This is a genomic window from Aeromonas sp. 62-46 (assembly GCF_001898585.1).
GTDB lineage: Bacteria > Pseudomonadota > Gammaproteobacteria > Enterobacterales > Aeromonadaceae > Aeromonas > Aeromonas caviae.
Window position 1 is genome coordinate 17,633 of record NZ_MKUI01000055.1, and the last position, 26,683, is coordinate 44,315.

Annotated in this window: 27 protein-coding genes; 15 read left to right on the forward strand and 12 right to left on the reverse strand. The window is 62.6% G+C overall.

What is annotated here, in order from left to right; translation table 11 throughout:
- Positions 1 to 12: 12 nt before the first annotated feature.
- Together BGO64_RS17240 and BGO64_RS17245 are read right to left on the reverse strand one after the other, a co-directional pair.
- Complete coding sequence (locus BGO64_RS17240) at positions 13 to 702, reverse strand: LrgB family protein (RefSeq protein WP_286701074.1); 690 nt, start codon at positions 700 to 702, stop codon at positions 13 to 15.
- A complete protein-coding gene (locus BGO64_RS17245; protein ID WP_039040574.1) occupies positions 695 to 1,096 on the reverse strand; it encodes a CidA/LrgA family protein in 402 nt (133 codons plus the stop codon). The genes BGO64_RS17240 and BGO64_RS17245 overlap by 8 nt, the downstream gene beginning before the upstream one ends.
- Positions 1,097 to 1,224: 128 nt before the next feature.
- Between BGO64_RS17245 and BGO64_RS17250 the strand changes: the two genes are divergently transcribed.
- Positions 1,225 to 2,100: a LysR family transcriptional regulator gene (locus BGO64_RS17250; protein ID WP_039040573.1), complete on the forward strand. Its 876-nt coding sequence runs from the start codon at positions 1,225 to 1,227 to the stop codon at positions 2,098 to 2,100.
- A gap of 15 nt (positions 2,101 to 2,115) precedes the next feature.
- On the opposite strand, the gene BGO64_RS17255 is transcribed toward BGO64_RS17250, so the two are convergent.
- The 3 genes from BGO64_RS17255 to pdxR all read right to left on the reverse strand — a co-directional run bounded on the left by BGO64_RS17255 (position 2,116) and on the right by pdxR (position 5,344).
- Positions 2,116 to 2,946, reverse strand: coding sequence for a transporter substrate-binding domain-containing protein (locus tag BGO64_RS17255; protein WP_286701075.1), 831 nt, complete (start codon positions 2,944 to 2,946; stop codon positions 2,116 to 2,118).
- The gene (locus tag BGO64_RS17260) at positions 2,930 to 3,763 is read right to left on the reverse strand and encodes a transporter substrate-binding domain-containing protein (RefSeq protein ID WP_080944108.1); all 834 of its coding nucleotides are present in this window, start codon (positions 3,761 to 3,763) and stop codon (positions 2,930 to 2,932) included. The genes BGO64_RS17255 and BGO64_RS17260 overlap by 17 nt, the downstream gene beginning before the upstream one ends.
- Before the next feature lie 153 nt (positions 3,764 to 3,916).
- Complete coding sequence (pdxR, locus tag BGO64_RS17265; RefSeq protein WP_045522058.1) at positions 3,917 to 5,344, reverse strand: MocR-like pyridoxine biosynthesis transcription factor PdxR; 1,428 nt, start codon at positions 5,342 to 5,344, stop codon at positions 3,917 to 3,919.
- A gap of 252 nt (positions 5,345 to 5,596) precedes the next feature.
- On the opposite strand from pdxR, the gene BGO64_RS17270 reads away from it, so the two are divergent.
- Genes BGO64_RS17270 through BGO64_RS17280 form a run of 3 tightly spaced genes read left to right on the forward strand, consistent with a single transcriptional unit; the run spans position 5,597 to position 7,277 of the window.
- Positions 5,597 to 6,064 (forward strand): OsmC family protein, encoded by a 468-nt coding sequence (locus tag BGO64_RS17270; RefSeq protein WP_069784257.1) that lies wholly within the window; start codon positions 5,597 to 5,599, stop codon positions 6,062 to 6,064.
- Positions 6,065 to 6,082: 18 nt separating this feature from the next.
- Positions 6,083 to 6,520 (forward strand): rhodanese-like domain-containing protein, encoded by a 438-nt coding sequence (locus tag BGO64_RS17275; protein WP_069651919.1) that lies wholly within the window; start codon positions 6,083 to 6,085, stop codon positions 6,518 to 6,520.
- Positions 6,510 to 7,277, forward strand: a complete 768-nt coding sequence (locus tag BGO64_RS17280; RefSeq protein ID WP_286701076.1) for a GNAT family N-acetyltransferase — start codon at positions 6,510 to 6,512, stop codon at positions 7,275 to 7,277. Before BGO64_RS17275 ends, BGO64_RS17280 begins: the two co-directional genes overlap by 11 nt.
- A gap of 124 nt (positions 7,278 to 7,401) precedes the next feature.
- On the opposite strand, the gene ybaK is transcribed toward BGO64_RS17280, so the two are convergent.
- Positions 7,402 to 7,872, reverse strand: a complete 471-nt coding sequence (gene ybaK / locus BGO64_RS17285) for a Cys-tRNA(Pro) deacylase (protein ID WP_010675694.1) — start codon at positions 7,870 to 7,872, stop codon at positions 7,402 to 7,404.
- Between the two features lie 181 nt (positions 7,873 to 8,053).
- On the opposite strand from ybaK, the gene BGO64_RS17290 reads away from it, so the two are divergent.
- Entirely contained in the window at positions 8,054 to 9,535 is a 1,482-nt protein-coding gene (locus tag BGO64_RS17290; RefSeq protein WP_045522052.1) for a GGDEF domain-containing protein, read from the forward strand.
- Positions 9,536 to 9,701: 166 nt separating this feature from the next.
- On the opposite strand, the gene ppc is transcribed toward BGO64_RS17290, so the two are convergent.
- Positions 9,702 to 12,335 carry a phosphoenolpyruvate carboxylase gene (gene ppc / locus BGO64_RS17295; RefSeq protein WP_010675692.1) on the reverse strand — a complete coding sequence of 878 codons (2,634 nt, stop codon included), beginning with the start codon at positions 12,333 to 12,335 and terminating at the stop codon, positions 9,702 to 9,704.
- 213 nt (positions 12,336 to 12,548) lie between these two features.
- Positions 12,549 to 13,694 carry an acetylornithine deacetylase gene (gene argE, locus BGO64_RS17300; protein WP_039040568.1) on the reverse strand — a complete coding sequence of 382 codons (1,146 nt, stop codon included), beginning with the start codon at positions 13,692 to 13,694 and terminating at the stop codon, positions 12,549 to 12,551.
- Positions 13,695 to 13,955: 261 nt separating this feature from the next.
- On the opposite strand from argE, the gene argC reads away from it, so the two are divergent.
- The 5 genes from argC (at position 13,956) to argH (ending at position 19,589) form a co-directional block, all read left to right on the forward strand.
- Positions 13,956 to 14,963, forward strand: a complete 1,008-nt coding sequence (gene argC / locus BGO64_RS17305; protein WP_286701077.1) for an N-acetyl-gamma-glutamyl-phosphate reductase — start codon at positions 13,956 to 13,958, stop codon at positions 14,961 to 14,963.
- Between the two features lie 23 nt (positions 14,964 to 14,986).
- Complete coding sequence (argB, locus tag BGO64_RS17310) at positions 14,987 to 15,766, forward strand: acetylglutamate kinase (protein ID WP_286701078.1); 780 nt, start codon at positions 14,987 to 14,989, stop codon at positions 15,764 to 15,766.
- Between the two features lie 25 nt (positions 15,767 to 15,791).
- The gene (locus BGO64_RS17315; protein WP_286701079.1) at positions 15,792 to 16,709 is read left to right on the forward strand and encodes an ornithine carbamoyltransferase; all 918 of its coding nucleotides are present in this window, start codon (positions 15,792 to 15,794) and stop codon (positions 16,707 to 16,709) included.
- 56 nt (positions 16,710 to 16,765) lie between these two features.
- The gene (locus BGO64_RS17320) at positions 16,766 to 18,001 is read left to right on the forward strand and encodes an argininosuccinate synthase (protein WP_010675687.1); all 1,236 of its coding nucleotides are present in this window, start codon (positions 16,766 to 16,768) and stop codon (positions 17,999 to 18,001) included.
- Positions 18,002 to 18,203: 202 nt separating this feature from the next.
- Positions 18,204 to 19,589: an argininosuccinate lyase gene (argH, locus tag BGO64_RS17325; protein ID WP_286701080.1), complete on the forward strand. Its 1,386-nt coding sequence runs from the start codon at positions 18,204 to 18,206 to the stop codon at positions 19,587 to 19,589.
- Between the two features lie 106 nt (positions 19,590 to 19,695).
- On the opposite strand, the gene BGO64_RS17330 is transcribed toward argH, so the two are convergent.
- Complete coding sequence (locus tag BGO64_RS17330; protein ID WP_286701081.1) at positions 19,696 to 20,589, reverse strand: LysR substrate-binding domain-containing protein; 894 nt, start codon at positions 20,587 to 20,589, stop codon at positions 19,696 to 19,698.
- Between the two features lie 96 nt (positions 20,590 to 20,685).
- Between BGO64_RS17330 and BGO64_RS17335 the strand changes: the two genes are divergently transcribed.
- From BGO64_RS17335 to BGO64_RS17350, 4 genes are all read left to right on the forward strand, one after another.
- Positions 20,686 to 21,012 (forward strand): carboxymuconolactone decarboxylase family protein, encoded by a 327-nt coding sequence (locus BGO64_RS17335; RefSeq protein WP_045522042.1) that lies wholly within the window; start codon positions 20,686 to 20,688, stop codon positions 21,010 to 21,012.
- Positions 21,003 to 21,395 carry a tautomerase family protein gene (locus BGO64_RS17340; protein ID WP_052815513.1) on the forward strand — a complete coding sequence of 131 codons (393 nt, stop codon included), beginning with the start codon at positions 21,003 to 21,005 and terminating at the stop codon, positions 21,393 to 21,395. The genes BGO64_RS17335 and BGO64_RS17340 overlap by 10 nt, the downstream gene beginning before the upstream one ends.
- A complete protein-coding gene (locus BGO64_RS17345; protein ID WP_041211696.1) occupies positions 21,392 to 21,916 on the forward strand; it encodes a DUF4865 family protein in 525 nt (174 codons plus the stop codon). The genes BGO64_RS17340 and BGO64_RS17345 overlap by 4 nt, the downstream gene beginning before the upstream one ends.
- A gap of 235 nt (positions 21,917 to 22,151) precedes the next feature.
- Positions 22,152 to 22,787, forward strand: a complete 636-nt coding sequence (locus BGO64_RS17350) for an FMN-binding negative transcriptional regulator (RefSeq protein ID WP_286701082.1) — start codon at positions 22,152 to 22,154, stop codon at positions 22,785 to 22,787.
- 73 nt (positions 22,788 to 22,860) lie between these two features.
- On the opposite strand, the gene BGO64_RS17355 is transcribed toward BGO64_RS17350, so the two are convergent.
- Positions 22,861 to 23,322, reverse strand: coding sequence for a hypothetical protein (locus tag BGO64_RS17355; RefSeq protein ID WP_286701083.1), 462 nt, complete (start codon positions 23,320 to 23,322; stop codon positions 22,861 to 22,863).
- A gap of 199 nt (positions 23,323 to 23,521) precedes the next feature.
- Positions 23,522 to 23,734, reverse strand: coding sequence for a hypothetical protein (locus BGO64_RS17360; protein ID WP_043154852.1), 213 nt, complete (start codon positions 23,732 to 23,734; stop codon positions 23,522 to 23,524).
- Positions 23,735 to 24,110: 376 nt separating this feature from the next.
- Here BGO64_RS17360 and BGO64_RS17365 point away from each other — a divergent pair, with 376 nt between their 5' ends.
- Positions 24,111 to 24,620 carry a GNAT family N-acetyltransferase gene (locus tag BGO64_RS17365; RefSeq protein ID WP_286701084.1) on the forward strand — a complete coding sequence of 170 codons (510 nt, stop codon included), beginning with the start codon at positions 24,111 to 24,113 and terminating at the stop codon, positions 24,618 to 24,620.
- 393 nt (positions 24,621 to 25,013) lie between these two features.
- Here BGO64_RS17365 and BGO64_RS17370 read toward each other — a convergent pair.
- Positions 25,014 to 26,683 (reverse strand): Ig-like domain-containing protein (locus tag BGO64_RS17370; RefSeq protein WP_286701085.1); only part of this gene is annotated, 1,670 nt, incomplete at its 5' end.

The window sequence follows — 26,683 nt, forward strand, 5'->3', positions numbered from 1 at the left end:
CGGGTGGCGGAGTTACCAGAACAGCCGGCCCAGGAGGGGGGCGAGCAGCACGGTGGCCATGCCGGCGATCATCATCACCATGCTGGAGACCACCCCCTCCTCGTTGCCCATCTGATAGGCCCTGGCTGTCCCGGCCCCATGGGCCGAGGCACCAAAGCCCGCGCCTTTGCCGAGGCGGCTGCGGATGGCGAGCACGGTGAGCACGCTTTCTCCCACCGCCATGCCGATGACGCCGGTCAGCACCACGAACAGGGCGGTGAGATCGGCGTTGCCACCCACGGAACGGGTCGCCTCCACCGCGAAGGGGGTGGTGATGGATCTCATGGCCATGCTGCGCTGCAACAGCTCGGAGAGGTTGAGCCAGCGGGCCAGCAGCACTGTGCTGCCCACCGCCATTACCACGGACGCCACGACCCCGACCGAGAGGGAGAGCCAGTGGCGGCGCATCAGCTGGCGATTCTCGTAGACGGGCACCGCGAAGGCGACGGTGGCAGGGCCCAGCAGCCAGAGCAGCCAGTGGGATTCGGCCATGTAATCCCGGTAGGGAATGTGGAACAGCATCACCATGGCCACCAGCAGGGTGGGGGCCAGCAGCAGCGGCATCAGGGGCAGGATGCGCTTTTTGCCATAGAGCCACTTGCTGGCGTAGTAGAAGAGCAGGGTCAGGGCGAAGCAGAGCAGGCCGAGCAGGGTATCAGACATGGCGGCGACTCCGGCGGGCCAGTTTCAGCTCGAGGCGATAGACCCTGTCCACCACCAGCGCCGTAGTGCCGAGCACCAGCACGGTGCTGACGATCAGGACCACCATGATGCGCCACCCCTCCTGCAGCAGCAGCTCCTGATAGTTGACCACGGCCACCACGGCGGGGACGAAGAAGAGCAGCATCTCCGCCAGCAGCCAGCGGGCCCCGGCACTGAACCACTGGGCCTTGACCACTCCGAGCAGGATGCAGACCAGCAGCAGCAACATGCCGGTGAGGTTGGCGGGCAGGGGCAGGTGCAAGGTGCGCACTGCGATGTCGGCCAGCAACCAGATGGCCGCCAGCAGGGCGATTTGGAAGGGGGTTTGCAACCAGCGAAGGCAGAGGGTTTTCATGGCAAGCGTCTTTCTGTGAACCTGCTCACAGTATAGAGAGGGACCAAACCTGCAAAAAATGAATTTAAATTATCAAAATCATGCCAAAGAGGCATGATTTAGCCAGCCATCCCCGTCAAGAGAGCACCATGGATATTCGAGCCCTGCGTTACTTCGTCGAGCTGGTGCGGGAGCAGAGCTTTACCCGCGCCTCCGAGAAGCTGTTCGTCACCCAGCCCACCATCAGCAAAATGATCCGCAACATGGAAGAGGAGCTGGGCCAGCCCCTGCTGAGCCGGGTCGGCCGCCGCTTCACCCTGACCGACAGCGGCCAGGTGCTGTTCAATCGGGCCCAGACCATCCTGGCGGAGATGCAGCAGCTGGAGGCGGAGCTGGCGGATCTGCAGAGCCTGCAATCCGGGCGTCTTGCTCTCGGCATCCCGCCCATGGTGGGCCATGTCTATGCGGATCTCATCCGTACCTATCGCAGCCGCTACCCCGGTGTGGAGCTCTCCATCGTCGAATATGGCGGGCGGCGCATCGAGCAGGCGGTGCTGGCGGGGGAGCTGGATCTCGCCATCACCATGCTGCCGACCAGGGAAGAGGGGGCCCTCTGCGCCCTGGATCTGGACAGTTACCCCATCCGGGTGGTGCTACCGGACCTGCCCCGCTGGCGCGAGGGGGGCGAGATCCGGCTGGAGGCTCTGCGGGACGAACCCTTCCTGCTCTATACCCAGGCCTTCACCCTGAGCGAGCGGCTGGAGCAGGCCTGCGAGCAAGCCGGGTTCGTGCCCCAGGTGGCGGCCCGCAGCAGCCAGTGGGACTTCCTCACCGCCATGGTGCGAAGCGGCATGGGGGTCGCTTTTCTGCCGGAGCCCATCTGCCGGCGGCTAACGCCGGACGGCCTGGTGTTGCGCCCTCTGGCCCCGGCGCTGAGCTGGCGGCTCGGGGTGATCTGGCCAGGGGATCGCTACCTCTCCCGCACCGCCGAGGCCTGGCTTGCCCTGTGCCGCGAGCAGGGCTGAAGAGCGGGTCTGGGGTTAGGGGGTCCCCGGTGACGCCATGCCTGTGACGAAGCGGGCATAGGCTGCGGAGTGTCGCACCTCCTCAATCTCGTCCCACACCTGTTGGCTGAGATCGGGGTGGGCTTGATGGAAGGGGTGGGAGAAGATGAGGTAGTAGGGTTTTTCGACCAGGGGAGGGATGATCCGCTCGAGTGTGGCCTGCAACTGCGGGTGGGCGGCCAGGGTCCGTTCTGCGACCCCGGTTTGCAGGGCGGCGGCAACGGCGCGCTGCATCGCGACCTTCTTGAGCAGGATCAGTGGCTCCCTGCTGGAGTCATCCACCCTGACACCGCTCTCCCGCAGTTGGGCGACGATGGAGAAACCGGACTGCGCCGCAATGACGCCATGGGCGACGAGCTGCCGGCCATCCCAGCGAACCTGTCCGCCTTTTGGCTGGTAGAGGCTGTAGCTCTCGGTGAGCAGGCGCTTGGCGGGATCAGGTGCTCCGTGTCGCATGGGATAGACCCCTATGGTGCGAGCACGCTCTTCGCTGTAGCTCAGCTTGACGGCGGCATCGAGCTGGCCCTGGCTGACGAGGGAGAGGCAGCGTTTCCAGGGCAGGGGGGTGAGAATGATGGGATGCCCGATCCGGTTTGCCACCTCCTTGAGGTGGAACTGCACTATCCCCTCGCCGGACATCAGCAACCAGGGAGGCGAATCACTGTTCTCCATGCAGGCACGAATGCTGCCGGGGGCGGCCATGACGCAGGTCGGCAGCAACCAGAGCAGCAGCGCCAGGCAGAGAGTGCGCAAGGGGAGCCTGCCTGACAGGGGAGAACCGGCGAGCCAGTCAGGGAGCGATGCCAAAGTCATCCCTCATCGGGTCATAGAGATAGGAGCGGTAGTCGGTGCTCTCGTCGGGCAACTGCGGGTTGGTCAGCCGGAAGATCTGGCGTGAATCGAGCCGGGCAAAGACCAGGGAAGGCTGGAAATGATGGCGCCAGAGGCGCTGCAGGGAGCCATCTTTCCAGGCCAGTTGCAGGCCGCGCAAAAGGCGCTCGCGCTCCTTGCTGTAGGTGGCGTGGCTATAGAGGGAGTGGATGAGCGGATAGAAGAGGGCGACATGGCTATCCACGGTCAGCCCCGGCAGGCCGGGTCTGTGGTTTTTCCACTCGCTCAATATCTCGTTGGCACCACGGCAGAAGAGATCGATCCGGCCACGGGCCACCAGGCGAAACAGTGACTCATAGTTATCCACCTCCTGCACCCTGAAGCCGTTGTAGCGCAGGATGTCGGCATCCCGCCAGCCGGTGCCCACCCCTTGCGTGAACTGCTGCAACTGGGACAGGGTGTGAACCCCGGCCAGGGCCTGGGCACGGGCGCTGCCGACAAAACAGACCCGGTAGCCGAGCACACCCAGATCGATGGGGAAGGGGACCAGGGTGACGCCGGGTTGAGGGATCTCCTGGGGCCAGCTGTCGACGATGAAGAGGGCATTCTTGCCCGGCGTTTGCACTTCGAGCCGCATCCTCGCCTTGTTCATCCTGATGGCGTCGAGCAGTTCATAGTCGCCGTAATCGGGCCGTGTTTTCTCCAGCGCCAGCCGCATCGCCGCCCGGTAATAATTCATGCGGACATCCTGTTGGGTTTCCCCTGTGATCAGGGTGAAGCGGGTGGCCGCCATCGTGAGGGACGGGAGGGAGAGGGCGAGCAAAAGGAGCAGGGTTCGATGCATCTTGACCGGGTTCGGCAACGGGATTGTGCCCAGTATAGACGGGCCATTCCCGTCGACACAGCGCTATCAGGCTCTGGCAGATCTGACCTCTTGAGAAGGGGGTCATGCGGATTTCATCAAGAGACCCAGGCGACGACATAGCTGGCGCAACGTCTGGTTGTCGAGGCAGCCAAAGCCGAGCAGCCACCCTTCCAGCGTCGGCGGGCCCAGGTAGAACTGGCCCAGATGGCGCAGCCCCAGCCCGCAGGCGTTGGCGGCATCGGTCCAGCGCACCTCTCCACCGGGGGGCAGCAGCACGGCGCACTGCAGGCCGGCACCGCTGTGGATGGGGGTGAGCCCCGGGCAGTGCTCGGCCAGTTCCGCCAGCAGCAGATCCCGTCTGCTCTGGTAGAGGAGGCGGCTCTGGCGCAGGTGGGTGGCGAAGTGCCCGCCCCGGATGAAGTCTGCCGTGACCGCTTGCTGCAACTGGTTGCTGTGGCCGTCGACGGCGGCCCGGGCGCGGCAGAAGGAGTCCATCAGCGGCCTGGGCAGCACCAGGTAGGCGAGGCGCAGCGAGCCGAACAGCACCTTGCTGAAGGTGCCCACATAGATCACCCGCCCCTGGCCGTCGAGCCCCTGCAGGGCGGGCAGGGGACGCTGATCATACTGGTACTCCCCGTCGTAATCGTCCTCCAGGATCCAGGCGCCGTGACGCTCTGCCTCGGCCAGCAGCGCCATGCGGCGGGGCAGGCTCATGGGGACGCCAAGGGGATACTGGTGTGCCGGGGTGCAGTAGATGAGGCGAGGTGCCGGGTGATCCCCATGAGGGTTGAGCCCCTCTTCATCCACCGGCACCGGATGTACCCGGGCACCGGCGCTCTCCATGGCGGTGCGAGCCCCGGGATAACCGGGGTCTTCCACCCAGACGGTGTCACCGGCATCGATGAGCAACTGGGTCGCCAGCAGGATCCCCTGCTGGGAGCTGGTGAGGATCAGGATCTGATCCGGCTCGCACACCACGCCGCGTGACTGCACCAGATAGCTGCTGATGGCGGCGCGAAGTTCCCCAAGCCCCTGGGGATCCCCGTAGTTCATCCAGTCGCTGGCGCGCTGGCGCCACTGTTGCTGCATCAGCCGACCCCAGAGTGCCTGGGGGAAGAGACGGGGATCCGGCTGGCTGGAAGCAAAGGTGGTGCCCACCTCGGGCACGTCGTGACAGGCGCCACCCAGGGCCATCTCCTGGCCGCGACGGGAGAGGCCAGCCGCTGACTGGGGCGGGCGCGGCGCGGGGCGCACCGCCGCCAGGGCGACAAAGCTGCCGGCGCCCACCTTGCGCACCAGATACCCCTCCGCCTCAAGCCGGCCATAGGCCAGTTCCACCGTGCTGCGGGAGATACCGAGATCCCGGGCCAGGAGACGGCTGGCGGGCAGGCGGCTGTGCAGGGGCAGGTGGCCCGCCAGGATGGCCTCGCGCAGGGTACGCACCAGTTGTTCGTGCAGGGGCAGATCCCCTTGCTGCTGGCTGGCGAAGAGCGTTGGCAGAACGGTCATGATGCGCTCCCGTTGGCTCGGAGGTTGTACCTCTTTCGAGGCATGGATCCTGCCCGCAGGGCATGGCGCGGCAGTGGGGCTGGCGACCGACGGGCAGAGCGGGTGGGGTGGATGGTCATGGTGGCGGCTCGATGAAATTGGTCTGCCCATATTGGCAAAATTGGTCGGCGTGGCAAGGCCATTTTGTCGCTACATTGGTGGTCACAGGGTGGCGCCAGCGGGCGGCACGGATTGGCAACACAAGGAGTCTGCATGTCGGAATACAGTGCCACCATCAGTTGGCAGCGGGGGGAGCACGAGCCCTTCGTCGATCAGCGTTACAGCCGGTCCCATGAGTGGGCGTTTGATGGCGGGGTCAGGGTGCCGGCCTCCTCCTCTCCCCATGTGGTGCCGCTGCCTTACTCGGTGGCGGAACATGTGGACCCGGAAGAGGCGTTTGTGGCGGCCCTCTCCAGTTGCCACATGCTCACCTTTCTCTGGCTGGCGGCGAAGGCGGGCTATCGGGTAGAGAGCTACCGGGACGAAGCGGTCGGCATCATGGCGAAAAACGGGCAAGGTCGCCTCGCCATGACCCGGGTCACCCTGCGTCCCAGGGTGATCTTCGGGGGAGAGCAGGAGCCCGCCCTGGCCGATTTGGAGCAGTTGCACCACCAGGCCCATGAGGAGTGCTTCATCGCCAACTCGGTCAACACCGTCGTCACCACAGAGATCGTCATCTAGTCATCAGGAGCGTTCAGGATGAGTCATGTATTGAGCACAGGGGTGGCAGGGGCCGCCGAAGCCAGCGCCTTTTTCGAGGCCCAACTGAAGTTTCGTACCGATCCGGCGGATCTGGCCGCCGATCTGCTGGCCGGGGTGGCGGGCATCGTGGTCATCGATACCCGCTCCCCCGCACACTATGCCGAGGGGCACATTCCCGGCGCCATCTCCTTCCCCCACAGGACCATGACGGCGTCGACCACGGCGGTACTGGACCGAAACCTGGTGTATGTCTGCTATTGCGACGGCATCGGCTGCAACGGTTCGACCCAGGGGGCTTACAAGCTGGCGTCCCTCGGGTTTGAGGTCAAGGAGTTGATAGGGGGTCTGCACTGGTGGCGTCAGGACGGTTTCGCCGTCGCCACGGGCAGCGAGCCCGGAGTGCTGCTGGAAGGGGGAATTGCCTGTGCCTGTTGAACGTTGTAATGAGGGGGGCGACGCCTCCCTGTCCGGCGCCGCCCTTTTCAACGACTTTGGGCAGCCTCTGGGGCGTGCGCTGCCAGAATGGCGCGGCGCCGAGTTCCCTCCCCACCGCGCACTGCATGGCTGGGGCTGTCGTCTCGAGCCCCTTGATCCCGAGCGCCACCTGGGGGATCTGTGGCAGGCATTCAGTGCCGACAGCGGGGCCATGTGGACTTACCTGACCAGCGGCCCTTTCGCGGACGAGGTCGCCATGGGGGTCTGGCTGCGGGAGGTCGCCACCAAGCGGGATCCCCAGTTCTACGGCATCATCGACGAGGGGAGCGGACGGGCGCTGGGGCTGGCGAGCTACCTGCGCATCGATCCCCTGGCGGGCAGCATCGAGGTGGGCTGGCTGCACTTCTCCCCCGCCATGCAGCAGTCACGGCTGGCGACGGCGGCCATGGTGTTGATGATGGCCAATGCCTTTGCTCTGGGATACCGGCGCTACGAGTGGAAGTGCAATGCCCTGAACCTGCCTTCGCGCCAGGCGGCCCTGCGCCTCGGCTTTCACTATGAGGGGACCTTCCGTCAGGCGCGGGTGGACAAGGGACACAACCGGGATACGGCCTGGTTCTCCGTCATCGACAGCGAGTGGCCCGCCCTGAAAGGGTGCTTCGAGCGCTGGCTGGAGGACGGCAACTTCGACCATGCCGGGCGTCAGCGTCGCCGACTCTCCGAACTGACCGCCGCCTGCCGCTCTGGGGCGTGTTGAGGGCGGCAGATCACCCGCCGGGATGGGCGGCTCCCGGTCGGGTTCCTTGGGCGCTTCGCACGCAAGGCGCCAGATCCGACATCCAGACGCAAGAGGCGCCAGTCATGGCGCCTCTTTTGTTTGTTCAGTCGTGATGATCGCCGATGGGGGCCGCAATCCAGTTCATCAGCCGGACCATGTCCCCGGGGGCCACGCCGACCGAGAGCCCCCGCTTGCCACCGCTCACCAGGATCTCGTCGAAGGCCATGGCGGAGTCGTCCAGCACGGTGGGCAGCAGCTTCTTCTGGGCCAGGGGGCTGATGCCGCCCACCTTGTAGCCGGTCAGCTTTTCGGCTTCCGCCGGCTTCATCATCTCCACCTTCTTGAGCCCGGTGGCCTTGGCGAGCTGCTTGAGGCTGCACATGCCCGAGGAGGGCACGATGGCCACCACCGCCTGCTTGTCGTGATGGGCGAGCAGGGTCTTGAACACCTGCGCCTCAGGCAGACCCAGCTGGGTAGCGGCATGCTTGCCGAAGTCGTCGTGGGCTTCGCACTCGTAGGGGTAGAGCCTGTGGGGGATCTTGAGCTTTTTCAGCAAGTTGATGGCGGGTGTCATGGGGTCTCCTCGAACCGTGGCAAGGCCAGACAGTCTGCGCCCGGGAGCCGGATGTGGCAAGAACCAGTCTTCACACCCAATCGGGGCCTGTGTTAGCGTAACCGGGTGCCGGATCCTATGATTTGGGCACTTGTCCCCGCATTCCAATGCAATGCGCCGGCGATCGAAAGGAATCGTAGCCATGAATACCACAGCACTTTGCGCTCGCGATATCGACGCGATGGATCGATATGAGACCCTCGCCAGGCTGACCGCCCTTGATCGGGCCTATGGCATGGTCGAGTTCGATCTCGATGGTCGCATGGTGTCGGTCAATCCCCTGTTTTGCGACATGCTGGGTTATCCCCCCGAAGCGCTGTTGGGCCAGTCCCATCTCATGCTCTTGCCGCCGGATCTGCAGGCCGAGCATGATCTCTTCTGGCAGAGGGTATTGGGTGGCGAGATCCAGTCGGGGGAGTTTCGCCGGGTCAGGCAAGGTGGCAACCCCCTCTGGCTCCATGCCACCTACATGCCCGTGACCGACGAGGCAGGCATCCTGTTGGGGGTGGTCAAGCTGGCGCACGACATTACCTCGGCTGTGATGGCCAAGCAGCGGGTCGAGCAGCAGAGCCAGCTGTTTGACATCGTGGTGGCCGCTCACCAGAGTTTTCTGCTCGATCGCAATCTCGGCTCCGCCTGCGATACCGTCTTCGAGCGCCTGCTGAGCGTGAGCGAGAGCTCCTATGGTTTCATCGGCATCATCCAGTACGAGGATGGTCGTCCCAGTCTCTATGTCCCCTCCATCTCCAATGTCTCCTGGGACGAGGCGACCCACGCCTGGTATGAGCAGCAGCGCCAGAGCCGGGGCGGGCTCATCTTCAGCAAGCTCGACAACCTGTTTGGGCACGTGGTGACCCACAATACCCTGGTGTGCTGCAACGATTTACCGAGCCATCCAGCCAGTCGCGGTGTTTCCCCCCGTGGTCATCCGCACCTGGAGAGCTTCCTCGGCATTCCCATCCGCCACAAGGGGGAGGCGATCGGCATGATCGCCCTGGCCAACCGCCCGGGCGGCTTTGACGAGACCCATGTCAGCCTGCTCGAGCCCCTCACCACGGCCCTTGGCACCCTTATCCACGCCCGCAACCTGGAGGACGAGCGCAGCCGCATGGAGCGGGTGCTGCGCTTCAACGCCGAGCACGACTTCTTGACCAAGCTGCCCAACCGCAGCAGCTTTTTCCAGCAGGCCAACGTGTTGCTGGATCACGTCCAGCACCATCCTGCCGAAGGGGAGGCCTGCTGCCTGGCCTTGATAGATATCGACTTCTTCAAACAAATCAATGATGTATATGGACACCTTGCCGGAGATGCCGTGCTGGCGTCGCTGGCGGGGCTCCTGATGCAGGCGGTACGCAGCAAGGATCTGGTGGCGCGATTTGGCGGGGAGGAGTTCATCCTGCTGCTGCGGGGCACGACCCTGGAGGAGGCCCACACCATCATGGAGCGCATCCGGCGCCAGGTGGAGCAGCACACCTTCCTGTACCAGCACCAGGCGATCACCGTCACCATCAGCGTGGGGCTCACACCCTATCAGATGAGCTACAGGCGTATGGATGACTGGCTTCAGTGCGTGGATCAGCGACTTTACGAGGCAAAACGTCGTGGTCGCAACCAGGTCTCCTAATGAAAGGCTATATCGCGAAATAAAACAGGGCGCCATCATGGCGCCCTGTTTGTTGTGGATGCTTTTTTCCCTTAGAGGGGGCTGTGCTGGCGGCAATATCGGGATCCCCGTGCCCGGCAGGGATGAAAAAGGGCGCCGGGGCGCCCTTGTTTGCAACGGTCCGGGATCAGCCGGTGTTGCGCATGCCGGCGGCGATGCCGGCGATGGTGACCATCAGCGCCTGATCCAGCTCGGGGTGCAGGGTCTCCGGGTGGTTGCGGGAGCGATTGAGCAGCTCGGCCTGCAGCACGTTGAGCGGGTCGGTGTAGGGGTTGCGCAGCTTGATGGACTCCTTGATCCAGGGCTGATCGTCCAGCAGGTCGCCCTGCGGGCGCAGTTTCAGCACCACCTCGATGGAGTCGGCAAGCTCCTGACGCAGCTGCTTGCCGAGTGCCCACAGGTTCTCCGGCACCAGGCGGGTGTCATAGTATTCCGCCAGCCAGAGGTCAGCCTTGAGGAACACCATCTCCAGCATTTCGAGACGGGTGCGGAAGAAGGGCCACTGGCGGCTCATCTCGTCCAGCACGCTCTTCTGGCCGTCGTCGATGGCCTGTTGCAATCCCTTGTGGGCGCCGAGCCAGGCCGGCAGCATCAGCCGGTTCTGGGTCCAGGCGAAGATCCAGGGGATGGCGCGCAGGCTCTCGACACCGCCGTTGGGCTTGCGCTTGGCGGGGCGGGAACCGAGCGGCAGCTTGCCGAGCTCCATCTCCGGGGTGGCGGCACGGAAGTAGGGCACGAAGTCCGGGTGACCGCGCACGATACTGCGGTAGTGATCGCAGGAGACAGACGCCAGCTGCTCCATCACGGCGCGCCAGCTCTCTTTCGGCTTGGGCGGCGGCAGCAGGTTCCCCTCCAGCACGGCGCTGGTGTAGAGGTTCAGGCTCTGGATGGCCACCTTCGGCAGGCCGAACTTGAAGCGGATCATCTCTCCCTGTTCGGTGACCCGCAGGCCGCCGCGCAGGGATCCCGGGGGTTGGGAGAGGATCGCCTGATGGGCGGGGGCGCCGCCACGGCCGACGGTACCGCCACGGCCATGGAACAGGGTGAGGCGGATGTTGTTGGCTTCAGCCAGCGCCACCAGGGATTCCATGGCGGCGTACTGGGCCCAGCCAGCGGCCATCATGCCCGCATCCTTGGCGGAGTCGGAGTAGCCGATCATCACGTACTGACGGCCCTGGATGTAACCGCGATACCAGTCCACCGACAGCAGGCGTTCCATCACGGCGGTGCCCGCCATCAGGTCTTCCTGGGTCTCGAACAGCGGGGCAACCGGCATGCGGAACTTGCAGCCAGCTTCCTTCAGTAACAGCTGGACCGCCAAGACATCGGACGGGGCACCGGCCATGGAGATGATGTAGATGCCGAACGCATCGGGGTCGTGCTGGGCGATGACGCGACAGGTGTCGATGGTCTCGCGGGTCTCGGCACTGGGATCCCAGTCGCTCGGGATGAGGGGGCGGCGGGAGTTCAGCTCGCGCAGCAGGAAGGCCTGCTTGTCCTCTTCGCTCCACTCGGCGTAGTCGCCCACACCCAGGTAGCGGGTCAGCTCGGAGAAGACCTGGCCGTGACGCTCGCCATCCTGACGGATGTCCAGCTTGACCAGGTGGATGCCGAAGCAGGCCAGCTTGCGCAGCACGTCCAGCAGCATGCCGTCGGCGATGTTGCCCATGCCGCAGGCGTGCAGGGAGTGGTAGCAGAGCTCCAGGGGCTCGCGCAGCTGGGCGGTGCTCTTGACCAGATCCCGGCTCTCGCTCGCCTGGCCCTGTACCTTGGCGGTCAGGTACTCCTGGGTCTCGCGCAGTTGCTCGCGCAGCTCGCGTACCAGGGCGCGATAGGGCTCGGGATTGTCGCCGACCCTGGCACGCACGGCGTCGGTGCAATCGGCCATGGAGAGCTCGGAGGTGAGCTCCTTGATGTCCTTGTAGAACAGGCTCACCGCCATCCAGCGGCCCAGCTCCAGCACTTCGGCGGTCACCTTGGCGGTGACGAAGGGGTTGCCGTCGCGGTCACCGCCCATCCAGGAGGTGAACTTGACCGGCGCGGCGTCCAGCGGCAGCCGCACACCCAGATGGTGTTGCAGGCGCTCGTCCAGATTGCGCATGAATTCGGGGATGGCCGGCCACAGGCTGTTTTCCACCACGGCGAAGCCCCACTTGGCTTCGTCCACCGGGGTCGGGCGCTGTTCGCGGATCTCGTTGGTGTGCCAGGCCTGGTTGACCAGTTGCTCGATGCGACTCTGGATCTTGTCCCGCTCGCGGGGCAGCAGATCGGAGAGTTCCAGGGCCTCGAGGCAGTCGTTGAGCTGCACGTGCTTGTGGATCAGGGTACGACGGGTCACCTCGGTGGGGTGAGCGGTCAGCACCAGATCGATGTCCAGCTCGCGCACGGCCTGGATGATGGCCTCCTGGGACAGGTTGGAGGCTTTCAGCTTGTCGAACATCTGCTCCAGCGGGTCCGGGGTGCAGACCTGCTCTTCGCAGCGACGGGAGATGGTGTGGAACTGCTCCGCCACGTTCGCCAGGTTGAGGAACTGGCTGAAGGCACGGGCCACGGGCAGCAGTTCGTCATCGGAGAGGGTACGCAGGGTGTCGAGCAGGCGCTCTCTGTCTGCCTCGTTCCCCTTGCGGGAAGACTTGGCCAGTTGGCGAATGGTCTCAATCTTGTCGAGGAAGGCCTGCCCCTGATGATCCTTGATGGATTTCCCCAGCAGTTGGCCCAACATGCCTACGTTGGCCCGTAGTGCGGCGTACTTTTCGTTCATTCCACATCCTTATTTTGTTGGTGCCTCCTGACCTTCCAGGCGGGAGGCGACCTCACTTATTGTTGTGCGATTACAACATATGCTCCGTCATCTTAGGGGGACAATCTACCCAGATTGTCTGCGCAAGGTCAAATAACAAGCCGATTCAGAACATGTATTTCCCTCACCTGTCCCAAGGCGCCTGTCATGTAACTTACTTACATCCCTGTTTGGCTAGACGCAGAAGCGCCGGATCAGGTGCTGCAGCACCGCCGTGGTCGGTTTGACGAACGACAGATCCAGGTATTCATCGGGCTGGTGGGCCTGGGTGATATGGCCTGGGCCCATCACTATGGTCTCGCAACCCAGCTGCTGGATAAAGGGGGCTTCGGTGCAATAGTTCACGGACTCGGCGGCCCGGCCGCTCGCCTTTTCCGCCTCCCGCACCAGCTCGGAGTCATCCTGGCAGGCATAGGCCGGAATGGGTTCGTGCAGGTGCTGCAGGTGCAGGCAGCCGGGCTGGTGGATCTCGATGGGGGAGAGCGCCTCTTTCAGCATGCCCATCAGCTCGTCGGGACCCACCTGCGGGGTGGGACGCATGTCGATGTGCAGCTCGCAGCAGCCGCAGATGCGGTTCGGGCTATCGCCCCCCTGGATGTAGCCGAGGTTCAGGGTGGGCTGGGGCACGGCGAAGCGGTGATCCGCGTACTTCTCCTTCAAATCCTGCTGGAGCCTGAGCACCTGACCCATGGCCTTGTGCATGATCTCCATGGCATTGACGCCGTTGGCGGGATCCGAACTGTGGCCGCTTCGGCCTGTGATGCGAATGGCTTCCGACATGTGGCCCTTGTGGGCCACCACGGGCACCAGCCCGGTGGGTTCGCCGATCACCGCGTAGTCGGGTTTGAGTTCGGCTGCGGCGGCGATGGCGCGGGCCCCGGCCATGGTGGTCTCTTCATCGGCGGTGGCCAGGATGCGCAGCGGCTTGCTCAGGGTCTTGAGGTCGACCTCCTTGAGCGCTTCCACGATAAAGGCGAAGAAGCCCTTCATGTCGATGGTGCCGAGCCCGTACAGGCGGTTGCCCTCTTCGGTCACCTTGAAGGGATCCTTTGTCCAGGCTCCTTCATCGAAGGGAACCGTATCCGTGTGACCCGCCAGCAGCAGCCCCCCTTCTCCCTGACCATAGGTCGCCACCAGGTTGAACTTGCCCGGCAGATCCGGCAGGGCCGTCACCTCGCACTGGAATCCAAGCTGGCCGAACCAGTCGGCCAGCAGCCGGATCACCGCCTCGTTGCTCTGATCCCAGCGAGTATCCGTGCTGCTGATAGAGGGAATCGCAATAATATTCTTATAAAGTGAAAAAAAATCCAGTTTGGCCATCAGCTCCTCCTTGCGTCCCCGGAGTGTTTCTGTTAGAAAATACAAATGCAAAGTGAGTGCATGAATATTCTGTTCGAGTGCTCATCGACAAGGCCTCTAGTTGTAAGGGAAAGTTAATGTTCTGTCACCTGATCTGTAACCGACGACGCATATCCGCCTGAATTGCCCCTCCGCACTCGTTGCATCAAAGGGGCGATAGCTGACCCCTTGCACCGCAGCACCATGCTGTGAATTTCGAACCCAGACTTGGAATACTCAAACATGCTTAAGACCGTTATCGTCGGTGCCAGTGGCTACGCGGGGGCCGAACTGGCCGCTCTGGTCCAGAACCATCCACAACTCGAGCTGTTCGGCCTCTATGTTTCCGCCGGCAGCCAGGACGCCCACAAGCGCTTCTCTTCCCTGCATCCCCAATGGGTGGGCAAGCTGGATCAGCCGCTGCTGCCCCTGGACGAAGACGGCATGACCCGGATCCTGACCCAGGCCGATCTGGTGGTGCTGGCCACTGCTCACGAGGTGAGTGCGGAACTCGCGCCCAAGTTCCTGGCCAAGGGGTTGCCGGTGTTCGATCTCTCCGGTGCCTTCCGGGTCAACGACCAGCAGTTCTACTCCTCCTTCTACGGCTTCACCCACGAGAATGAGCAGTGGCTGGAGCAGGCCGCCTACGGTCTGGCCGAGTGGAATGCCGATGCCGTCAAGGCCGCCCAGCTGATTGCCGTACCGGGATGCTACCCGACCGCCTCCCTGTGCGCCCTCAAGCCGCTGCAACAGGCCGGGCTGATTGCCCAGGGGTGGCAGCCCATCATCAATGCGGTTTCCGGCGTCTCCGGGGCCGGTCGCAAGGCCGCCATCAACACCAGTTTCTGCGAAGTGAGCCTCAATCCCTACGGCACCTTCAATCACAGGCACCAGCCGGAGATCAGCCACCACCTCGGCAAGGAGGTGCTGTTCCAGCCCCACCTCGGCAACTATGTGCGGGGCATCCTGGCCACCATCTATGTGCAACTGGCTGAAGGGGTGACGCACACCCAGGTGGATCAGGCCTACCTCAAGGCCTACGAAGGCAAGCCGCTGGTACGCCTCACCGGCCAGATGCCCTCCATCCGCGGCGTGGCGAGCACGCCCTACTGCGACATCGCCTGGCAGCAGCAGGGCAGCATGCTGGTGGTGGTTTCTGCCATCGACAACCTGCTCAAGGGGGCCGCCTCGCAAGCCATGCAGTGCATAAATATCAAGTTTGGTTTTGAACCGGCCACCGGCCTGATTTAACGCTTTAAGAAAGGATCGAGAAGATGGACAAGCAGACGCTGGTAATCAAGTTGGGTGGTGCCCTGATCGAGAACGACGAGGCCCTGACCGCCCTGTTCGCCACCCTGAAGACCTTCCTGGATGATCAGCACCGTCCTCTGGTGCTGGTGCACGGTGGTGGCTGCCTGGTGGACGACCTGCTCAAGGGGTTGGGCATGACCTCCACCAAGAAGAACGGCCTGCGGGTGACCCCGTTCGAGCAGATCCCCGTGATTGCCGGTGCCCTGGCCGGGACCGCCAACAAGATGATGATGGCCAAGGCCATCTCCACCGGCATTCCTGCTGTGGGTCTGTGCCTCGCCGACGGCGGTCTGTGCCAGGTGACCCGGCTCGATCCGGATCTCGGTGCGGTCGGTGACTGCAAACCGGGCAACCCGGCGCTGGTGGCCGGCATCCTGGGGCAGGGCTTCCTGCCGGTGGTGAGCTCCATCGGCATTACCGCCGACGGACAGATGATGAACGTCAATGCGGATCAGGCGGCCACCGCCATCGCCGAAGCGCTGGGCGCCGATCTGGTGATGCTGTCGGATGTGAGCGGCATTCTGGATGGCAAGGGCAAGCTGGTGCCGCAACTGGACAAGCAGAGCGCGCTGGACCTGATGGAGAAGGGCGTTATCACGGACGGCATGGCCGTCAAGGTGAAAGCCGCCCTGCACGCCGCCGAAACCCTGGGCAAGCCGGTCTGTGTCGCCAGCTGGCGCTACCCGGATCAGCTGCTCAAGCTGCTGGCTGGCGGCGCGGTCGGCACCCAGGTCACCCTCTGATCTCCACCGGGAAAAGGACAATCCGATGCAACATCTTCTGAAAGACAGTGATTTAAGCAAGGCCCAGATCGAGGCGCTGCTGGCGCTTGGCAAGGCGGTCAAGGCCGATCCGAAGAAATACAGCCAGGCCCTGGCGGGCAAGAGCGTGGTCACCCTGTTCGAGAAGCCCTCCCTGCGTACCCGGGTCACCTTCGACATCGGCATCGCCAAACTGGGTGGTCACAGCGTCTATCTGGATCAGCAGAACGGGGCGCTCGGCAAGCGGGAGTCGGTGAAGGATTTCGCCAGCAACCTGTCCCGCTGGTGTGACGCCATCGTCGCCCGGGTGTTCGATCACCAGACCCTGGTCGAGCTGGCCGAGTTCGGCTCGGTGCCTGTGGTCAACAGCCTGTGCAACCTCTACCACCCCTGCCAGGGGCTGGCGGATTTCATGACCATCAGCGAGCACTACAGCGACCTGTCCAAGGTGAAGCTGGCCTATCTCGGCGATGGCAACAACGTGAGCCACTCCCTGCTGCTGCTGGGGGCGACCCTCGGCACCGACGTGACCCTGGTCTGCCCGAAAGGTCATGGCCCGGATACCCAGATCTTCCTGCAGGCCCAGGCGCTGGCAGCTCAATCTGGCGCGACCATTCACATCAGCGATGATGTCGCGGATATCGAAGGCTTTGACGTGGTTTATACCGATACCTGGGTTTCCATGGGTGACAACACACCAATGGAGCAGGTAAAAGATATCTTCATGCCTTATCAGATCAACCAGGCCCTGCTCGATCGGACCGGTATCCAGCACGTGCTGCACTGCCAGCCGGCCCACCGGGAGCTGGAGATCACCTCGGAGGTCATGGACGGTCCAGCCTCCCTCATCATGGATGAGGCAGAAAACCGGATGCATATCCAGAACGCCGTGCTGCTGATCCTGTTCGGACAGGGCCAGAAGTAATCCGGCAACCGACCCGGAATCACCCCTTTTTATCGAATCATCACGGAGAGAAGTAAATGAGCGGAATCAACAAGATCGTACTGGCTTACTCGGGCGGACTGGATACCTCGGCCATCATTCCCTGGCTGAAGGAGCACTATGACGCTGAAATCATCGCCTTTGTCGCCGACGTGGGCCAGGAGCGTGACGATCTGGAAGGGATCGAGCAGAAGGCCATCGCCTCCGGCGCGGTCAAGTGCATCGTCAAGGATCTGCGGGAAGAGTTCGTCAAAGAGTACGTCTACCCGACCCTGAAGACCGGCGCCGTCTATGAAGGCACCTACCTGCTGGGCACCTCCATGGCCCGTCCGGTGATCGCCAAGGCCATGGTCGAGGCTGCCCTGGCGGAAGGGGCTGATGCCATCTCCCACGGTTGCACCGGCAAGGGCAACGACCAGGTGCGGTTCGAAGGGGCGGTAGCTGCCCTGGCGCCCCAGCTGAAAGTGATCGCCCCCTGGCGGTTGTGGGACATGCGTTCCCGGGAAGATCTGCTGGCCTATCTGGAAGCCCGCAACATCCCCTGCAAGGCGACCCTGAAGAAGATCTACAGCCGCGACGCCAACGCCTGGCACATCTCCACCGAGGGTGGCGAGCTGGAGAGCACCTGGAACGAGCCGTCCGAAGCCGTCTGGCAGTGGACCGTCTCTGCAGAGGATGCCCCGAACGAGCCGGAATACGTCAAGCTGACCGTGGCCAAGGGCGAAGTGGTCGCCGTTGACGACCAGCCGCTCAGCCCGCACCAGATCCTGACTACCCTGAACGAGCGTGCCGGCAAGCACGGCGTGGGCCGGATCGACATCACCGAGAACCGGATGGTGGGCATGAAGTCCCGTGGCTGCTACGAGACCCCGGGTGGTACCGTGATGGTTGCCGCACTGCGCGCCGTGGAAGAGCTGGTACTGGACAGACCGACCCGCGCCTGGCGGGAAAAGCTGGGCGCCGAGTTCTCCCACCTGGTATATGACGGTCGCTGGTTCACCCCGCTGTGCAAGGCCATTGTCGCCTCCGCCAACGCCATCGCCGAGGAGCTCGACGGTGAAGTGGTGCTGAAGATGTACAAGGGTCAGGTCACCGCGGTGCAGAAGAAGTCGCCGAACAGCCTCTACTCCGAAGACTTCGCCACCTTCGGCGCCGACGAAGTGTACGACCAGAGCCATGCCGAAGGCTTCATCCGTCTCTACACCCTGGCGAGCCGGATCCGCGCCATGAAAGAGCAGCATCAAGCCATCGGTGGCGACCATACCCACGGCTAAGCAAGCGCTATCACCCGTTGATACGAGGGGGCATGGCCCCCTCTTTTACAGGCAGAGAGGCCCTTTGCCATCCTCATCGGGTGTGACAAGAGCGGCTGCGCCCTGGCCGCTTCTGTGAGATAACAGGCTCGTAGAAAAACAGGGCAAGATTTCAAGTTCGACGGCGCAAGGCGCCGCCGACAACGCATTCAAGGAGAGCAGTATGGCACTTTGGGGTGGACGCTTCAGTCAGGGAGCCGATAGCCGGTTCAAGCAGTTCAACGATTCACTGCGGTTCGATTACCGTCTGGCGGAGCAGGATATTCAAGGCTCCATGGCCTGGGCCAAAGCGCTGGTCAAGGTGGGGGTGTTGACCGAGGGTGAACAGGCTCAGTTGCAGCAGGCGATGGAGGTACTGCTCGCCTCCGTGCAGCAGGATCCCCAGCAGATCCTGAACTCGGACGCCGAAGACATCCACTCCTGGGTCGAGAGCCAGCTCATCGACGCCGTCGGCGCCCTTGGCAAGAAGCTGCACACCGGTCGCTCGCGCAACGATCAGGTCGCCACTGACCTCAAACTCTGGTGCAAGGCACAGGGCGAGCTGCTGCTCGGCTCCATCACCGCCCTGCAACAGGGGCTGGTGGCCTCCGCCCGTGCCAACCAGGCCGCGGTACTGCCGGGTTACACCCACCTGCAGCGTGCCCAGCCGGTCACTTACGCCCACTGGGCCCTGGCCTATGTGGAGATGCTGGAGCGGGACCATTCCCGTCTGCAGGATGCCCTCAAGCGCCTCGACACCAGCCCGCTCGGCTGCGGCGCCCTGGCGGGCACCGCCTATGCCATCGACCGGGAGGCGCTGGCGCTCGACATGGGCTTTGCCGGCGCCACCCGCAACAGCCTGGATTCGGTCTCCGACCGGGATCACGTGGTGGAGCTGATGCATGTCGCGTCGCTGTCCATGACCCACCTGTCGCGGTTTGCCGAAGACCTCATCTTCTACAACACCGGCGAGGCGGGCTTTGTCGAGCTCTCAGATGCGGTCACCTCCGGCTCGTCCCTGATGCCCCAGAAGAAGAACCCGGACGCGCTGGAGCTCATTCGTGGCAAGACCGGCCGGGTGGTCGGCGCCCAGATGGGTATGTTGATGAGCCTCAAGGCGTTGCCGCTGGCCTACAACAAGGACATGCAGGAAGACAAGGAAGGATTGTTCGACGCCCTCGACACCTGGCACGACTGCCTCGATATGGCGGCGCTGGTGCTGATCGATCTGAAGGTCAATGGCGAGCGCACCATGGCAGCGGCCCAGGGCGGCTATGCCAACGCCACCGAGCTGGCGGACTATCTGGTGGCCAAGGGCATCCCGTTCCGTGAGGCGCACCATATCGTCGGCGAGACCGTGGTCTATGCGATCCAGGTGAAAAAGCCCCTGGAAGAGCTCTCCCTCCCCGAGTTCCAGCGCTTCAGCCCCGTGGTGGGGGAGGATGTCTACCCGAACCTGGAGCTGGAAGCGACTCTGGCCAAGCGGGTTGCCAAGGGAGGCGTCGCTCGCGAGCAGATCGAATCGGCCCTCACCGCCGCCGAAGCCTGGCTGAGCAAGCGGGCGGGTTAAGCCAACCGGCTCGCCATGGGAACAAGAAGGCAGAACGGCAACCCCAGGGTTGCCGTTTTTTTATGGGTACGCCTCGGCGCCGTGGGGCGCGTTGACCAGGCGCTGTTCAGCCCCTGTGTCCGGCGCTGGCATGATGCACGGCGTCCGTGAGCAGTCGTTGCAACTGGCTCCTGGCCTCGTCGGTTTCATGGCTGGCAGTGAGCAGCACCACCCCCAGGGTGCCCGGTGAGGGCAGCACGCCGCCGAGGGTGGCGAGACTGGCCGGCATGCCGATGGGGGAACGCACCGTGATTCCTAGCCCGGCCTGCACGGCGGCCCAGATCCCGCCCAGGCTCTGGCTGGTGAAGGCGATCCGCCAGGGGATCCCGGCATCGTCGAGGGCGCGGATGGCCCGTGCCCGCATCAGGCAGGGGGCATCGAAGAGCACCAGGGGCAGGGGCTCCCCGCGCGCGAGCAAAGGGGCGAGGTCCCACTCGGGGTGGGCAATCCAGGCCAGTTGCACCACCTCGATGAGGGGAAGATCCTCCCGCTCTCCCTGTGGCTGCCAGGCGAGAGCCATGTCGAGGGTGCCCTCCCTGATCCCCTGCACCAGGGCCCCGTTGCGATCGATGCGGGTTGTCATGCGCAGGGCCGGGTGCTGACGACAGAGGGGCCCCAGCACGGCGGGGAGCAAGGATTCGCCGAAGTCCTCCTGCACCCCGAGCCGGATCTCCCCTTGCAGCAATTCCCCTTTGAGGGCGAGCACGGCTTCGTCATTGAGCGCCAGCAGCCGCTTGGCGTAGCCCAGCAGGCGCTCACCGCTGGCCGTCGGCACCAGGTGACGTCCCTGCTTCATGACCAGATCGGTGCCGCACTGCTGTTCGAGTTTTTTCAACTGGGCACTGACCGCCGAGGTGGAGCGGCACAGCCGCTGCGCCGCCAGCGCAAAGCTGCCGCACTCCAGCCCCAGCACATAGCTGCGCAGGGCATCGAGATCCAGGCTGGGGGGAAGGGGTGACATAACTATCCTTATAATCGGGATGATTGGTCTTGAATATTTCGATTTTTTAAATTGTAGCAGTGAGGGAGAGTGGCTTCATCTACCAAGGAGATTGCCATGACACCTGATGTTCCCGATCGCGCCGCCCTGGCGCAGCTTGCCCCCCGACTCGCCCGACTGGCGGAAGAGACGCTGTTTGGCGATATCTGGCAGCGCCCCACCCTCTCGGCACGCGAGCGCAGCCTGATCACCCTGGCCATCCTGGCGTCACTGGGCCGGGTGCAACAACTGCCCTGGCATATTGCATTCGCCCGGCAAAACGGCCTGTCCCGGGATGAGCTGGAAGAGCTGTTTACCCATCTTGCCTTCTACGCCGGTTTGCCCGCCGCAGTGACGGCCGTGGGCTATCTGCCCCCCCGCGAGGAGGTGACCCCATGCCGCTGACCCGCATCACCCTGTGCGAGGGGATGAGCGACGCACACCTGCAGCAACTCAGCGCCCTCTACCACCAGACCCTGGTGGAGGTGTTCGAGGTGCCGCTGGAGGATAAATTCCAGATCCTCGAGATCTTGCCTGCCAGTGCGCTCATCTATGACCCCCACTACCAGACCGGCCGCCGGGACCAAGGTTTCATCCTCTTCCAGATCCTGGCGGGCAAGGTGCGCAGCACCGCGACCAGGGAGCGGCTTTATGCACGTCTCGCCGAGCGCCTTGAGGCCGAGCTTGGGATCCATCCCGACAACCTCATGGTGGTGATCCAGCAGAACGATGCCGAGGCGTGGAGTTTCGGCCAGGGCCGGATGTTCAGACAGGAGGTGGCCTCATGATCGCCATGCACTACCGATTCACCCTGCCCGCAGACTACGACATGGCGCTGATCGAGCAGCGGATCGCCAGCAATGGCGCCAGACTGGACGGCTTTCCCGGTCTGTTGTTCAAGGCCTATCTCTACAGCCGTCAGGACGATGGGGCCCTGCCGGGGCAGGAGAACCGCTATGCCCCCTTCTATGTGTGGCACAGCGCCGAGGCGATGCACCGATTCCTGGCAAGCGAGGGATTCGCGGCGCTCACCCGGCATTTCGGCTGGCCCCGCATCGAGACCTGGCATCTGCTGCGGGCGCCGGATCCGGCCTCCCTCGACGGGGCTTGCATGGCCAGGCTGCGGCGTACCAAGGTCGCTTCCCACGACCAGCTGGCCGACCTGCACGGCGAGGCTATGGTGAGCGGCTGGGATCTCACCCGATGGGAATGGCTGGAGGCGGATTTTCTCCCGTCCCTCTCATCGCCCTTGCCTGGCGGGGGCGAGATCTACCGTATCGGCTATCTGGCGAAGGGGGGCGGGGTGTAAATTGGAATTATCTTTGTCATTGATGTTGTTTTTCCATTCACTTTGGCTGTGAAAGTGATATTCGCATCGTGAACATAGGGTGTTATATCTCGCTTGTGGATGATGATGTGGAGTTGCATCCACCTGCTGCAATGAACTGGCTCAGTGGGGCACATTCGGGGTGACGGCCCGCGCCGAGCAGGGCATGATCCCGCTGCAATGCGTATGGACGCGTCAACCGGATCAAGGAGTTCCCATGTACCTGCCACCCCATTTCGCCGTTACCGACCCCGAGGCGCTGCACCAGCTGATGCAGGCGCACCCCCTGGGGGCCCTGATCACCTGTGGTGAAGGGGGGTTGGATGCCAACCACCTGCCGTTCGAGTTCGATGGGGAGCAGGGGGCCCACGGGGTGCTGCGGGCCCATGTGGCCCGCAACAACCCACTCTGGCAGGAGGTGAAAGACGGCGACGAGGTGCTGGTGATCTTCCGCGCCGCCGAGGGTTATATCTCCCCCAGTTGGTATCCGGGCAAGCAGGTGCATCACCAGCAGGTGCCCACCTGGAACTATGCCGTGGTGCACGCCCATGGACGTATCCGGGTGAGGGACGATGCCCGCTTCGTGCGTCGCCTGCTCGCGACCCTGACCCGTACCCACGAGGCGGGAGAGTCCATTCCCTGGAAGATGGCGGATGCACCGAGAGACTATCTCGAGACCATGGTGCAGGCTGTGGTGGGCATAGAGATCGAGATTGAGCGGCTGGTCGGCAAGTTCAAGCTGGGTCAGAACAAGGAGGCGGCGGATCGCCTGGGAGCGGCCAATGCCCTGCAGGAGCGCGGGCAGAGCGCGCTTGCCGGCGCCATGCTGAACCCGCCCCCTTCACAGACCTAGCGTGACATCTTGAGATTCGGCCCGACAAAAACGGCAACCGTCTGGTTGCCGTTTTTCATGGTTCCACTCCCGCTCACGCGCTGGCATTGAGCAGCTTGCCGACGCCTTCCCCCGGGCCCTGGGGCAGGGCTTGCTTGAAGGCGTAGAGCAGCTGATCAAGGTTGAGGTCGCTGTTGCCGAGGGAGCCCTTGAGAGTGTCGAGCTCGCTCTGCAGCGCATTGAGGCGGGTGCTCTGGGTGCCGTCTGCCAACTGGGTGCGGGCGGCATCGATGGCCTGGGGCAGCGACTGGCCCGAGGATTCCTGGCCCAGGGTCTGCATCAGCGCCCCCATGAAGTGGTTGATGGCAGGGCGGTTCTGCTCGCTGTCAGCCTCCTGGATGCCAAGGCGCTGGAACAGGCTCTGCACCGTGGGGGCAAGGTGCTCTTCCTGCACGGCAGGCTCGGTCTGGGCGGGCGGCGTGCCGTCGCCCAGCAGCTTGCTGCCGAGCTTGATGGCAAGGGAGGCGAGGGGAAGCAGGGTGCCGATGGCGATCATGATGTCACTCTCCGTACGACTGATGTCATGACGGAGCAGGGAACGGGCCAGCTTGGCGAGCATTCAGCCGAAAAATGGCAGGGGATTGATCCTGCTGTAAATTTCGTTTTGCCAGGCAGAGGGCGAGCGGGTGCGAACGGGGGCGGCGGCAAACCCTTGCAGCCCGGGGGCTGGTTGGTTTGCCACCCGGCTTGCCGGATCAGAGATCCTTGAACGGGCGGCGTTTCTCCTCTTCGATGACGATGGCCTCCAGATTGGCGATGCGCTCCTGCAACTCCTTGATGATCATGTCCTGCTTGCCAAGACGGTCGGTAATGCGGGCATCCCCCATCTGGTAGCGGGCGCGCTTGGTGAGATAGCTGAACGACACGCTGATAAAGACGATCAGAACGATACCTGTCCACATGGTCATGAATGACTCCTTTCAATATTTGAACGAGAGGATCTGTCTCCCGTGCTGTCGTTGTCTCATACCCGACCTTGGGCGGCAATGCCCGCCTGGTCATCTCCTGTCTGCGCCGTATTGCCGGAGTAAGTCAAAGCCTGTCAACGATAATGCCTGAATGTGATGGTTCCGTCGTCATTATGCCGTGATCGGAAATTGAATGTGCTGGCGATGAAGTTGGTGTTTTGCCGTGAGGAAAAATGGAAAAATGCTCTCAGAAATTTGCGGTTGATCACCCATAAATATTATTAAATATGTTATCGATGGGTTCTTCTTTTAATAAGCGCTTGTCACCTGATATCGATGATACGTATCAGGGCAGGCATCATTGCGAGGTTATTATATGGAAATTAGAAGGCTAGAAAGCGGTGATGAACATATCTGGTTCAAGGCGTTATCCATACTGCTTGTTGATACAGATGAGGGGGCAGTAAAAGCCTCTCTGGACAATATTGCAGCCGCTATTTCCGATGATCGCTGTTATCTGTTGGTTGCCTTGCATGACGGGGTGCCTGCCGGGCTGCTCAGTGCGTACCGTTTTCCCGACGTGAGAACCGGGGGTAGCCTGGTGTATCTTTATGATATTGAAGTGATGGGTGAAAAAAGAGGGCATGGTATAGGAAAAGGGTTGGTGAATGCCTTGATTGCCTGTTGCAAGAGCGATGGCGTCAGACTGGTTTGGGCCGGTACCGACACGGGGTGTAAAGCAGCACGACAGACGTTCGTAACGACAGGAGGTAAGGTTGCGGGCGACTCCTATGTTGAATATGAGTGGGATATGCAGGATGACGGCATGTCACCGGCATGCCCCCCTGCTTCACCGGTCAGCGCCTTGACCGAACCATTGTTATGATGACCTGTTGCCATACAGGGCTGAGTGAGAGGTGTTTTGATGGATATTTCCCTGGCCGTCATGACAGCAAGGCAGGAAAAATGAAAAACCATTTTTTGATGGGGATGGATATTTAAAGTTTGGACAGAACATACGTGTTAAAAACACCGATTCAACAACCTGTTAATGGTTAACAAATGGAGTCGTTAGCGATTCATTCTCTATTTAGGTATTTATGGACTGGGTGCCCAAGGACATTATTATGTTGCTGATGTCCTTCTGCACCCAGTGAGATCATGCCAGATTGTACGTGGCACTTGTATTTATAAACTATTCGCAATCCATCACGCTATACGATGGTCATTCATCGGATATCTTGCTCATAACGTGCCGTTAGACGCTTGAATTGAAAAGCTACAACTTTAGGACACATACGGCCAAATTATCTCCACTTGGTGAACCTATTGAACCATTCCCCAACGAGACAGTGTAAAAGCTTTGAGTGGTACCAGGCTTGAATGCCCAGTAAGGGATATTTCCATTAGCGAAGGTGGAATTACTATATTTTCTCATATTACCCCATTCTGACCAGAGCATGCCTACTGTTCCTCGGGAACTGGGAAGTATATTCAATAAGTAAGTATCTGGAATTGACCATGTAAATCTGGGTTGCAGCTCGTAGCACCACGAACGAGCACCACTCGTCGTTACCCATACATTATTGCTATCGCTGCGGAACCAATGGGTTACTGCGAAGGTATAGGCCAGAGGTTCCCCACCCGATTCGGGGGTTGCAGTAATCGTCACTGGTGCAGCATCACCCTGAGATATAAAGCTCACAGTTCCACTGCTATCCACAGAGACCCATGGGGCATCACTGCTCCAAGTGTAATCACTCGGCGCACTGGGGGTATTCAGGACAAATTCCGCCCCATCAAACCCTGTGGTCGGGAACCCGGCATCGACCGCAAACGTGAAGTCATTGACGGAAATATCTTCAAACTCCCCGAAAAGAGGGGTGACGACGACATTGACCGTCACCCTGTCACTGGTCACGCCATCCAGGCTGGCACTGATCTCTGTGGTGCCCTCTTCCACACCGGTCAGCAGGCCGCTGATCACTGTGGCCGTAGCGGCGTCATCGGACAGCCAGGCGACGCTGCCGGTCACATTGGCCGTGGTGCTGTCGCTGTAGGTGGCGGTGGCGGTCAGCTGCTGGGTCTGGCCTTTGCCGACCGACACGCTTGGCGGCGTGATGTCGATGGCGGTGAGGACGGCATCGGTGACGGTGACCTGGACTGCGTTGCTGGTTACGCCATCCTGGCTGGCAGTCACTTCCGCAGTACCTTGCTCCACACCGGTCAGCAGGCCGTTGGTGGTGATGGTGGCCGTGGCGGTATCATCCGACAGCCAGGCGACGCTGCCGGTCACATCCGCCGTGGTGTTGTCGCTGTAGGTGGCGGTGGCGGTCAGCTGCTGGGTCTGGCCTTTGCCGACCGACACGCTTGGCGGCGTGATCGCGATGGCGGTGAGGACGGCATCGGTGACGGTGACCTGGACTGCGTTGCTGGTCATGCCATCCAGGCTGGCAGTCACTTCCGCAGTGCCTTGCTCCACACCGGTCAGCAGGCCGTTGGTAGTTATGGTGGCCGTGGCGGTGTCATCCGACAACCAGGCGACGCTGCCGGTCACATCTGCCGTGGTGTTGTCGCTGTAGGTGGCGGTGGTGGTCAACTGCTGGGTCTGGCCTTTTCCGACCGACACGCTTGGCGGCGTGATCTCGATGGCGGTGAGGACGGCATCGGTGACGATGACCTGGACTGTGTTGCTGGTGATGCCGTTCTGGCTGGCGGTCACTTCCGTGGTGCCCTGTGCCATCCCGGTCAGGAGGCCGGTGGTGGAGACGGTGGCTGTGGTCATGTCATCCGACAGCCAGGCGACACTGCCGGTCACATTGGCCGTGGTGTTATCGCTGTAGGTGGCGGTGGCGGTCAGCTGCCGGGTCTGGCCTTTTCCGACCGACACGCTTGGCGGCGTGACCTGGATGGCGGTGAGGACGGCATCGGTGACGGTGACCTGGACTG